Raw genomic sequence first — 11,173 nt, 5'->3', positions numbered from 1 at the left:
GCACAATCTTTGTGCGGTATTGCCCTAAAAAAATTACAAAACGGGATACGACCGGTAAATCCAGTCGTATCCCGTTTTCTTAGCTATTGATTTGCTTCGGTAAATACTCCGTTTTTCTTGCGAAGAATCCGTTGATTTGCAGAACCGCGAAATGCCAGCTGCAAGGACTTCTGTCCCTCCACAAAAGGTCCGTCTACCAGCACATCGATTTCCCGCAGCAACGCATCAGTGGCATCGCACCGATAGGGGCTGTCTGCCAGCAGGTCTGTTTCCAGAACACAGCCGGTATAGCACCAGATGTCTTTTTCTGTACCGTAAGCTTTTCGCACTGCCTGTACCAATTCCAGCAGTACAGGCTGGTTCTCCGGCTCCATTGGCTCCCCGCCAATCAGTGTCAGCCCTCGGATATAACTGGGTTCCAGCAGCCGCAGAAGCTGTTCTGTCGTTGCTTCAGTGTACGGTGTGCCATAATCGAAGCACCACGTTTCCGGATTGAAGCAGTTCTTGCAGGCATGCCGACAGCCGGAAACGAATAAGGATACCCGCACGCCCTCGCCATTGGCAATGTCGCAAGACTTGATTGCACCATAATACATATGCATTCGCCTCTTTTACAGGTGCATTACACGGTCGCGGATTTCCTGTGTGCGCCCCTGATTCCAGAACTGGGTACCGATGTATCCGCAGGTGCGGCGGGCAACGTTCAGTTTATCCTGATCGCGGTTGCCGCAGTTGGGGCATTCCCATACCAGCTTGCCGTCATCTTCTACGATCTGGATTTCGCCGTCATAGCCGCAAACCTGACAATAATCGCTCTTGGTGTTCAGTTCTGCATACATGATATTTTCGTAAATATGCTGCATTACCGCAATCACAGCCGGAATGTTGTTTTGCATGTTGGGTACTTCTACATAGCTGATCGCACCGCCGGGGGAGAGTTCCTGGAACTGTGCTTCAAAAGACAGCTTGTCAAAAGCATTGATCGGTTCGGTAACATGTACATGATAGCTGTTGGTGATGTAGTTTTTGTCTGTGACGCCCTCAATCACGCCAAAGCGTTCCTGCAGGCAACGGGCAAACTTATACGTGGTAGATTCCAAAGGCGTGCCGTACAGACTGAAATCGATATTGGTTTCCTTTGCCCATTTCTTGCAGGTATCGTTCAGATGCCGCATGACCTTTAGTGCAAATGGCGTTGCAGAGGGGTCTGTGTGTGATTTTCCGGTCATATACCGTGTGCATTCACACAGTCCGGCATAGCCCAGCGACAGGGTAGAATAACCGCCGTACAAAAGCTTGTCAATGGTTTCGCCTTTTTTCAGACGAGCCAGTGCACCATACTGCCACAGAATCGGAGCCACATCAGACGGTGTGCCTTTCAGGCGTTCATGACGGCACATCAGGGCACGATAGCACAGCTGTAACCGTTCGTCGAAGATTTCCCAGAAACGCTTTTCATCGCCGCCGGAGGAGCATGCGATGTCCACCAGATTCAGCGTGACAACGCCCTGATTAAAGCGGCCATAGAACTTGTACTTGCCGGCTTCGTCTTTGTAAACGGTCAGGAAAGAACGGCAGCCCATGCAGGTATAGCAGTTGCCCTCTTTCAGGGATTTCATAATTTTTTCGGAAATATAATCCGGAACCATGCGTTTTGCTGTGCACTCCGCAGCCAGCTTTGTGAGATAAAAATACTTGGAATCCTCGCGAATATTATTTTCTTCCAGTACGTAGATCAGCTTCGGGAATGCCGGCGTAATGTAGACACCCTTTTCATTTTTCACTCCTTGAATTCGCTGCCGGAGCATTTCCTCGATAATCAATGCCAGATCATCTCTGGTTTGTCCCTCCGGTACTTCATTCAGGTACATGAATACTGTGACAAACGGAGCCTGCCCGTTGGTCGTCATCAGAGTGATAACCTGATACTGAATCATCTGTACACCCTGAATGATCTCGTTCCGGACACGCATTTCGGCGATCTGGTTGATCGTTTCATCATCGGTATCTTTTCCCAGACGTTCAAATTCGCGGCGAACATCACGGCGGAACTTCTCACGGCTGGTCTGCACAAATGGTGCCAAGTGGGACAGGGTAATACTCTGACCACCGTATTGAGAACTTGCAATTTGTGCAATGATCTGTGTGGAAATGTTACATGCGGTAGAAAAACTGTGCGGCTTTTCGATCATAGTTTCGCTGATAACAGTTCCGTTCTGCAGCATATCCTCCAGATTGACCAGACAGCAATTGTGCATGTGCTGTGCGAAATAGTCTGCATCATGGAAATGAATAATACCTTCCCGATGAGCATCTGTAATATCATGGGGCAGCAAAAAGCGGGTCGTAATGTCCTTGCTGACTTCGCCCGCCATGTAATCACGCTGTACACTGTTGACAATCGGATTCTTATTGGAATTTTCCTGCTTGACTTCTTCATTTTCGAAATTCAGCAGACTTAGAATCTTTTGGTCAGTTGTGTTGGACTGCCGCAGCAGTCCCCGTTCATAGCGGTAGGTGATATAATTTTTTGCAACGGTGAATGCACCGTACTTCATGATCTCAATTTCCACCCAGTCCTGAATGGTTTCAACGTCCACTGCACGGTTCATGCCGGCACATCGTGTTTCAATGTCACTGGCAATTTTGGCAATGGTTTCCGAGGAAAGCTGCTCCGCTTCAATGACAGTGATATTTGCTTTCCCAACAGCTGCGATGATCTTCGCACGGTCGAAGACATCTTCCTTGCCGCTTCGTTTGATGATTTTCACAATTATTCCTCCAATTCCAGATAATAATCAAAGAACTCAGCTTTATGAACACAGAAAAGTACTTCAAAAAGGTAAGTTTTTTTGGAAATGCTTTGAGCAGTATTGCACAGAGCATGTTTGTTGATTTTGTGCGGTATTGCTTTTATTGCAATTTTCTTTTTCATGGCAAACAGAAAGCTGCATGTTACAGCAGCCTTTCTTCCCAATCATTGATAAAAATCCGTTTCAAAATACGATGTTGAACAGCTATTATTATATCGCGATTCTTCCGATCTGTCAAGAAAATTTTTTATGTATTTTCCACTCGAAACACAACAAATTGTGGTTACGCAACTTGCGCACCACAAGATATAGTATTTTTCAAGAAACACTTTCGAAATAGCAGCATACATCTTGACCGCCGTGTTCACATGCTTTTCGTGCTGGAATTTTCCGGAAGGAATAAGCCGCTTACATGTAACATATAAAGTTCAAAAGGTTCAAATTTTTCGGAAATGCCATGCAGAAAAATATCGTTTTGATTGTTGTGCGACTGCAAAAAATGAGTTACTTGTATTATACCAAAGAGAAATTGAAAAGGCAAGTGATTTCCATAAAAACTGAAAAGAACAACTTTTTGTCACACGAAATTTCAGAAACAAGAACTTTCGGAAAGAATACTGACACGTTTTTTGTGGAACACAGCTTTTTGTGTATTTTTTGCAATTTTTCAAATCAGTGTTGACTTTTTGCAGAATGTGTGCTATAATAAAACCACAATACACTGTGGCATGCATCACAAATTGTGCAATGTTACAAATAAAGGAGTTTTGATTTATGAAGACTTTGAAGAAAGTCGCAGCTGTTCTGGCTGCATCGATGGCTTTGAACGCAGTTGCATTTACTGGTGCATTTTCTGCATCTGCTGAAGAAGACGTTACCGTAATCGGTACTGCATCCCTGAAGGGCCAGATGGGAACATATGGCTACTGGGGCGAAGACAATACTGGAAATTCGGAAGATCTTACAAATAAGCCGGTGCAGATCACAAACGAAGACAAGCAGTATACTGCATCTTGGGAGATCACCGGTGATGGCACTGGATCTATCGAATTCCTGATGCTGGAGTTTGATACGAACGATGACCATTTCATTACAAAGGATACTTATCCGGATTTGGCAATCACAATTGACTCTGTAAAGGTAGACGGCAACGAGGTCGATTACAAGATGTCTGATAATGCAGTAGACTACAAATATTATGCTAATGATACCGGTACAACACGTGCATATCTCCTGAATACGTGGAATGCATCTGGTCGAAAAGTAACCGATATTTCTGCGGAAACTGCTGTGGCTCAGAGCGTTGAAGTTACTTTCAGCGTTGCCAATGTATACGCTGCTCTGCCGTATGGTGACCTTAACGAAGACGGTATTGTAGATACTATCGACCTGCTGGAACTCGCATTGGACGTGGCACAGAAGGGTGCTGGTATGGGTTCTTCTTTCGATGAGCGTAAGACCAAGCTGGCAGATCTGGATGGAAATGATACTTTGGATTCAATGGATATTTACTATCTGTTGCTGCATATTGCACAGAGTGGTGCTGGCATTACCGTTGATCCGTTCCCGGTAACTGTAAAGTAATCCTATCTTTTCTTTGAAAAGTAAAATCTAATACAAAAGGGGGAGTTGTATTTTGCAACTCTCCCTTTTTGTATGTGATATAAACCAGAGCAGAAAAAGCAGGCACAATAGGAGAGAGTACTCGTCGTATTGTGCCTGCTCTTTTAATTCAAATTTGTAAACTTATTCTTGTACCAGTTGCTTCATGTCGTACATGCCAGCCGGCTTGCCGCAGAGATAGACCGCAGCGTTTACTGCACCTACAGCGAAGACTGTTTTTGAAGCTGCACTGTGGGAAAGGGTAATCACTTCGTCCTGTCCTGCAAAGATCACGTCATGTTCGCCGACAATTGTGCCGCCACGAATGGAATGCATACCGATTTCTTTGCTGTCACGCTTCATGCGGCGTGCGTGACGATCGTATACATAATGATACTCATTGTTCAGGGTGTCGTTAATGGCATTGGCAATCATAATTGCTGTGCCGCTGGGAGCATCGATCTTCTGATTGTGATGCTTCTCTACAATCTCAATGTCAAACTGTCCGCCCAGAACAGTGGCAGCTTTCTTTGCTAGTTCCACCAGCAGGTTAATGCCTAATGACATGTTGAACGTAAAGAATACCGGAATCTGTTGAGATGCACTCTGGATTTTCTGGATCTGTGCATCGTCATAGCCAGTGGTTGCCAGCACCAGTGCAACATTGTTGACCAGTGCGTATTCCAGCAATTCGTCCAGTGTGGACGGATTGGAGAAATCAATAATCACGTCCGGTACTTCCGGAAGTTCTGCCGGAGTTGCAACAATGGGGAAATCCGCATACTTTGCAGTGTACGAATCCACACCGCCAATTACTGTGCAATCGTCCCGTCCGTCAATACAGGAAGCTACGGTGTGTCCCATTTTGCCGTTTGCACCGCAAATTACAATCTTTGTCATAATCCTTGCCTCTTTTCTCGTCCGAATATCTTTCCTTAGGAGAGCATACCGTATGCACGCAGAGTTGCCTGCATTGCAGCCTTGTGCTCATCGCTCATATCCAACAGCGGCATTCTGCAGGGACCAGAGGGCATGCCAAGCTGGTTCATAGCTTCCTTGACCGGAATCGGATTAACTTCCATAAACAGATCATTGATCAGACGGAGATACTTCAGCTGCAATTCGGAAGCAGCTGCGAAGTTGTTTTCCAGACAATACTGAGTCATCTGATGTGTTTCCTTCGGCAGTACATTAGACAGTACAGAAATAACACCCTTGCCGCCCAAGGACATGATCGGAACGATCATATCATCGTTGCCGCTGTAGATGTCGATCTTATCGCCGCACTTTGCAGCAACCTTTGCGGTATAGCCAATGTTTCCGCTGGCTTCCTTGATTGCTGCAATGTTCTTGTGCTCTGCCAGTGCTGCAACGGTGCTGACATCAAAACCTACGCCGGTACGGCTGGGAACATTGTAAAGAATGATCGGCAGGTCTACGCTGTCTGCAATGGCATTGTAATGAGCCACAAGACCTCTCTGTGTGGTCTTGTTGTAATACGGGGTAACGATCAGCAGACCGTTTGCACCTAGTTCCTGAGCCTCTTGAGAGAGCTCAATGGCATACTTGGTGTCATTGCTTCCGGTTCCGGCAATGACCGGAATCCGGTTGTGGGTATGCTCTACTGCAAAACGGATGCATTCCCGATGCTCCTTATCGTCCAGCGTAGAGGATTCACCGGTTGTACCACAGATGATAATGGCATCTGTACCGTTTTCAATCTGAAAATCAATGTTCTTTGCCAGACCGGCATAATCTACAGAACCGTCCTCCAGCATCGGTGTAATAATGGCTACGCCAGCACCGGTAAAAATGGTGTTTTTCATAAAAATTACCTCCTGATGGTAATCAAAATCTCAATAAGATGTGTGCTTTACAGAAATGCATTAGTCCATATAGCCCTTTGCTGCCAGCAGTTCTGCCAGCAGAACGCCGCCGCCTGCTGCACCGCGGAGAGTGTTGTGAGAAAGGCAGACGAACTTATAATCGAACATAGTATCTTCCCGCAGACGACCTACAGACACTGCCATACCGCCTTCAATGTTACGATCCAGCTTTGCCTGCGGACGGTCATCTTCCTGGAAATAGTGAATGAACTGCTTCGGAGCAGACGGCAGTTCCAGTTCCTGCGGTACGCCCTTAAAGTCTTCCCAGATCTTCAGGATTTCTTCCTTGGACGGCTTCTGCTCAAAGGATACGAATACAGCGGCAGTATGACCGTCGGAAACCGGCACACGCAGGCACTGTGTGGTGATCAGCGGGCTGTCTGCACTGACGATCTGTCCGTTTTCGATTTTGCCCCAGACCTTCAGCGGCTCCTTTTCGGACTTTTCTTCTTCACCGCCGATATACGGAACGATGTTGTCAAGAATTTCCGGCCAGCGTTCAAAAGTCTTTCCGGCACCGGAAATTGCCTGATAGGTGCAAGCCAGAACATTCTGAATGCCATACTTCCGCAGCGGGGACAGTGCCGGCACGTAGCTCTGAATCGAGCAGTTCGACTTTACAGCGATAAAACCACGCTTCGTACCCAGACGCTTTCTCTGGCTCTCGATGACCTCGATGTGTTCCGGATTCACTTCCGGTACAACCATCGGCACATCCGGTGTGAAACGGTGTGCAGAGTTGTTGGATACGACAGGGCATTCTGCCTTTGCATAGCGTTCTTCCAGTGCACGGATCTCATCTTTCTTCATGTCTACGGCACAGAATACGAAGTCCACCATGCCTGCGATCTTGTCAACATCAGCAGTTGCATCAAACAGAATCATCTGCTTCATAGATTCCGGCATTGGCTTCTGCATTGCCCAGCGGTTGCCGACAGCTTCTTCATAAGTCTTTCCGGCAGAACGGGGAGAAGCCGCCAGTGCGGCCACATGGAACCACGGGTGGTTTTCCAAAAGTGTCGCAAAACGCTGTCCAACCATACCTGTTGCACCGATAATACCGACCTTGTACTGTTTCATTTTTGTCATTCCTCCAAAAAAATCTTAAAAATATGAAAAAACCGGTTGAAAACCGGCGGCTCATGCGATATAATAGAATAGAATGACGTACACCGAATGGTATATCGCCGATAGCACTCCATCATAACGATGACAGTCATATCCCTGTTTGGAAATATGCCCAGAAGCTGTGTCACCGGTACAGCTTCTTCGGCACGAACGCCTTTCTGCTCCGATCATCGCGGAATGGTAACCTGTCGGAACATACTCATCGCAAGTGCGCCTCTACCTATTCCTATCATATCATTTCTATGGGAATTTGTCAATAACATTTTTGCGAAAAAGAGGAAAAGCTCATGAAAAAATCAGATTTTTACTATGATTTGCCGGATGAATTGATTGCACAGACACCTGTTGAGCCAAGAGATCATTCTAGATTGATGCAAATTGACCGGAATACCGGTGAGATTCAACACAAGCATTTTTATGATCTGTTAGAGATTCTGCAACCGGGTGATCTGCTGGTAATGAATGATTCCCGCGTTCTTCCGGCACGTCTGTATGGAGAGAAAGTAGATAATGGCACCTTTATCGAATTCCTGCTGTTGGAACAGAAAGGAGATAAGCTTTGGGAAATCATTTGCCGTCCCGGAAAAAAAGCAAAAGTCGGTGTAAAGTTCTCATTTGGCGGTGGCAGATTGATTGGTGAAGTCGTTGAAGTGAAACCGGACGGCAATCGAATTGTGCAGTTTACCTGTGAGGGTAATTTTTATACTGCACTGGAAGAAGTGGGACAGATGCCGCTTCCGCCGTATATTCACGAAAAGTTGAAAGACAAAGAACGCTATCAGACAGTTTACTCCAAGGAACTCGGCTCTGCGGCGGCTCCTACAGCCGGACTGCACTTTACAAAAGACATGCTGAAAAAGCTGAAAGAGAAAGGCGTAAATGAAGCCTATGTGACACTGCATGTAGGATTGGGAACGTTCCGTCCGGTAAAGGAAGATGACGTATTGCAGCATCAGATGCACAGTGAGCACTATCATCTCCCTCAGGAAACGGTAGATATGATACGGGAAACAAAGGCAAACGGCGGTCGTGTCATTGCAGTGGGTACAACTTCCTGTCGGACGCTGGAAGCAGTTGCTACGGCACACAACGGGGAACTGGTGGCAGAAGACGGCTATACCGATATTTTCATTTACCCCGGTTATTCATTTAAGGTACTGGACGGTTTGATTACAAACTTCCACTTGCCGGAAAGCACTTTGATTATGCTGATTTCCGCATTTCTGGGATATGAAAAGACTATGCATGCCTACGAAATCGCTGTACAGGAAAAATATCGTTTCTTTAGCTTTGGAGATGCCATGTGTATCTTGCCAGAGAAAAGCGAATGAAATCAAACTGACGTGCTTCTTTGGTATTAGTACGATACGGCATGCGGAATGCATCTAACAATACAATGATAAAGCAGAAAGGAATTTACACGAATGTTTACACTTTTAAAAACCGAAGGACATGCCCGAAGAGGCATCTTTGAAACCGTACATGGCACCATTCAGACACCCTTCTTTATGAATGTAGGAACTGCTGCGGCCATCAAAGGCGGCATATCGTCCATTGACTTAGCGAATGAATTGAAATGTCAGGTAGAACTTTGTAATACCTATCACTTGCATTTGCGTCCGGGAGATAAAATTGTCCGTCAAATGGGCGGACTGCACCAGTTTATGAACTGGCACAAGCCAATTCTCACAGACAGCGGCGGATTTCAAGTGTTCTCTTTGGCAAAGCTTCGCCGTATCCGAGAGGAAGGCGTTTACTTCCAGTCCCATATCGACGGTAAGGCGATTTTCATGGGTCCGGAAGAAAGCATGCAAATTCAGTCGAATCTTGGCTCTACCATTGCAATGGCATTTGACGAGTGTGTAGAGAATCCGGCACCGTTGGATTACGTGAAGAATTCCTGTGCTAGAACGACCCGTTGGTTGATTCGCTGCCAAAAGGAAATGCAGCGGTTGAATAGTCTGGAGGGGACTATCAATCCGCATCAGATGCTGTTTGGCATCAATCAGGGCGGTACTTACGATGCGATTCGTGTATCGCATATGCAGGAAATTGCACAGCTTGGGCTGGATGGTTATGCCATTGGCGGTCTGGCGGTAGGAGAACCTACAGAGATCATGTATCACATCATTGAGCAGGTGGAGCCACACATGCCTGTTGATAAGCCGCGTTACCTTATGGGTGTAGGAACGCCTTCAAACATCATTGAGGGCGTTGCACGCGGCGTAGACATGTTTGATTGTGTAATGCCCAGCCGAAACGCACGGCATGGAACGATCTTTACATGGGACGGTATTCTGCATATCACCAATGCTGCTTATGAAACGGATTCCCAGCCGTTAGATCCGAAATGTGACTGTCCGGTATGCCGGAATCATACACGTGCTTATGTGCGGCATTTGTTTAAGGCAAAGGAACAGCTGGCTGGCCGTCTGGCAGTAATGCACAATCTCTATTTCTATAATACGCTGCTGGAACGGATTCGTGATGCACTGGACGCAGGGGAGTTTGCACAGTTCCGCAAGGAATACAGCGAACGGCTGGCTCAGAGAATCTAAGGAAACATTGTATAAAGCTCGCCTGACGGCTCGTCACCAATCTGCCAAAAAATCTGACTACGCATCTTACGCACAAGCTTTATGCAGTGTTTCCCCTAATTTTTACGGAGCAGGACATTTTCATAAAAATTGCATAAAAAGAAAGCGGATACTGCATGACACAGTATCCGCTGTATGTTCAGAAACAAGTTGTAAAAAACAAAGGAGCAGGGAAGAAAGCTTTATTCGTAAATCGGCTCCAGAACCGCATATTTGCCGTCTGCACGCTTGTAGACAACATTGACTTCACCGGTATTGGCATTGGTGAACATGAAGAACGAGTGTCCCAGCAAATCCATTTGCAGAATTGCTTCATCCAGATCCATGGGGTGCATTACAAACTTCTTGTGGCGAATGACTTCGTGATCTGCTTCGACAACCGGTTCTTCCAGCATGCCGGTAAATGCAGCTTCTTTCAATTTCTTTTCGACACGAGTTTTGTTCTTGCGAATCTGGCGAATGATCTTATCGATGGAAGCATCCAAAGCATCTTCCTTATCTACAGCAGACTGTTCTGCACGATAAATCAGGTTGTTATAAGTAACCGTCAATTCGATGACGATCAGATTTTTGTGTGTTGCCATTGTGATTTTTGCTTCTGCTTCACTGCCGAAAAATTTGTCCAGTTTTGTACTCAGACGCTTTTCAGCATACTCTGTAAAGTTTTGCGGGATCTGCATTTTTTTCGCTGTGATTGTAATTTTCATGATGAATTCCTCCTTCTACAGTTCGCTGCAAGATACCGAAGCATTTTACGTTCGAACTGTTTGTTTCTCATATTATAACATATTTCTAGTTTGGTGGCAAGTACTTTTTTATTTTTTGTGGAATACATACAAAAACAATTCTCTGGTTTCGTGAAAATAGCTGATATTTCGACGAAACAGCACTTCATGATTGGCAATTTATACAAAACAAGGGGATTGGACTTGCAACTTTTCAAAAAATCGATTATCATAGTCATAGAGTGTTTCATCTATGGCAATACCGTACAAAGATTGTGCGACAGATGCGTCGTCAAATTTTCCGTCAGATGGAGCAAAAAGCAGAGTGAATACTTGATGTATTCACGAGCATTTTTGTGAAATATGACGGGAAATTTGCAAGCAGATGGCGTGCAAAGTCGTCAGACGCTCTTTGTGCGGTA

The 11,173-nt window shown here is 45.8% G+C and carries 9 protein-coding genes and 1 riboswitch; of the genes, 3 read left to right on the top strand and 6 right to left on the bottom strand.

What is annotated here, in order from left to right; translation table 11 throughout:
• Window positions 1-83 precede the first annotated feature (83 nt).
• Entirely contained in the window at window positions 84-596 is a 513-nt protein-coding gene (gene nrdG, locus RUMCAL_RS08325; protein ID WP_040647584.1) for an anaerobic ribonucleoside-triphosphate reductase activating protein, read from the bottom strand.
• A gap of 15 nt (window positions 597-611) precedes the next feature.
• Window positions 612-2,771 carry an anaerobic ribonucleoside-triphosphate reductase gene (gene nrdD, locus RUMCAL_RS08320; protein WP_021682290.1) on the bottom strand — a complete coding sequence of 720 codons (2,160 nt, stop codon included), beginning with the start codon at window positions 2,769-2,771 and terminating at the stop codon, window positions 612-614.
• 816 nt (window positions 2,772-3,587) lie between these two features.
• On the opposite strand from nrdD, the gene RUMCAL_RS08310 reads away from it, so the two are divergent.
• The gene (locus tag RUMCAL_RS08310) at window positions 3,588-4,397 is read left to right on the top strand and encodes a hypothetical protein (RefSeq protein WP_021682286.1); all 810 of its coding nucleotides are present in this window, start codon (window positions 3,588-3,590) and stop codon (window positions 4,395-4,397) included.
• 162 nt (window positions 4,398-4,559) lie between these two features.
• On the opposite strand, the gene dapB is transcribed toward RUMCAL_RS08310, so the two are convergent.
• From dapB to asd, 3 genes are read right to left on the bottom strand one after another with little or no spacing between them, the layout of a single operon-like run.
• Window positions 4,560-5,315 carry a 4-hydroxy-tetrahydrodipicolinate reductase gene (gene dapB / locus RUMCAL_RS08305; RefSeq protein ID WP_021682285.1) on the bottom strand — a complete coding sequence of 252 codons (756 nt, stop codon included), beginning with the start codon at window positions 5,313-5,315 and terminating at the stop codon, window positions 4,560-4,562.
• Between the two features lie 35 nt (window positions 5,316-5,350).
• The gene (gene dapA, locus RUMCAL_RS08300; protein ID WP_021682284.1) at window positions 5,351-6,241 is read right to left on the bottom strand and encodes a 4-hydroxy-tetrahydrodipicolinate synthase; all 891 of its coding nucleotides are present in this window, start codon (window positions 6,239-6,241) and stop codon (window positions 5,351-5,353) included.
• 60 nt (window positions 6,242-6,301) lie between these two features.
• On the bottom strand, window positions 6,302-7,381 hold the full coding sequence (gene asd, locus RUMCAL_RS08295) for an aspartate-semialdehyde dehydrogenase (protein WP_040647583.1): 1,080 nt from the start codon (window positions 7,379-7,381) through the stop codon (window positions 6,302-6,304).
• Window positions 7,382-7,484: 103 nt separating this feature from the next.
• Window positions 7,485-7,656, bottom strand: a riboswitch (Lysine riboswitch).
• 60 nt (window positions 7,657-7,716) lie between these two features.
• Between asd and queA the strand changes: the two genes are divergently transcribed.
• Together queA and tgt are read left to right on the top strand one after the other, a co-directional pair.
• Window positions 7,717-8,760 carry a tRNA preQ1(34) S-adenosylmethionine ribosyltransferase-isomerase QueA gene (gene queA, locus RUMCAL_RS08290; protein WP_021682281.1) on the top strand — a complete coding sequence of 348 codons (1,044 nt, stop codon included), beginning with the start codon at window positions 7,717-7,719 and terminating at the stop codon, window positions 8,758-8,760.
• A 93-nt stretch (window positions 8,761-8,853) separates the two neighbouring features.
• Complete coding sequence (gene tgt / locus RUMCAL_RS08285) at window positions 8,854-9,987, top strand: tRNA guanosine(34) transglycosylase Tgt (RefSeq protein ID WP_021682280.1); 1,134 nt, start codon at window positions 8,854-8,856, stop codon at window positions 9,985-9,987.
• Between the two features lie 221 nt (window positions 9,988-10,208).
• On the opposite strand, the gene hpf is transcribed toward tgt, so the two are convergent.
• A complete protein-coding gene (gene hpf / locus RUMCAL_RS08280; protein ID WP_021682279.1) occupies window positions 10,209-10,733 on the bottom strand; it encodes a ribosome hibernation-promoting factor, HPF/YfiA family in 525 nt (174 codons plus the stop codon).
• Between the last annotated feature and the right edge of the window lie 440 nt (window positions 10,734-11,173).

Origin of the sequence: Ruminococcus callidus ATCC 27760 (assembly GCF_000468015.1) — a bacterium.
GTDB lineage: Bacteria > Bacillota > Clostridia > Oscillospirales > Ruminococcaceae > Ruminococcus_C > Ruminococcus_C callidus.
Note: the sequence above shows the minus strand (reverse complement) of the source record. Positions and strands in the feature narration are given on the sequence as shown.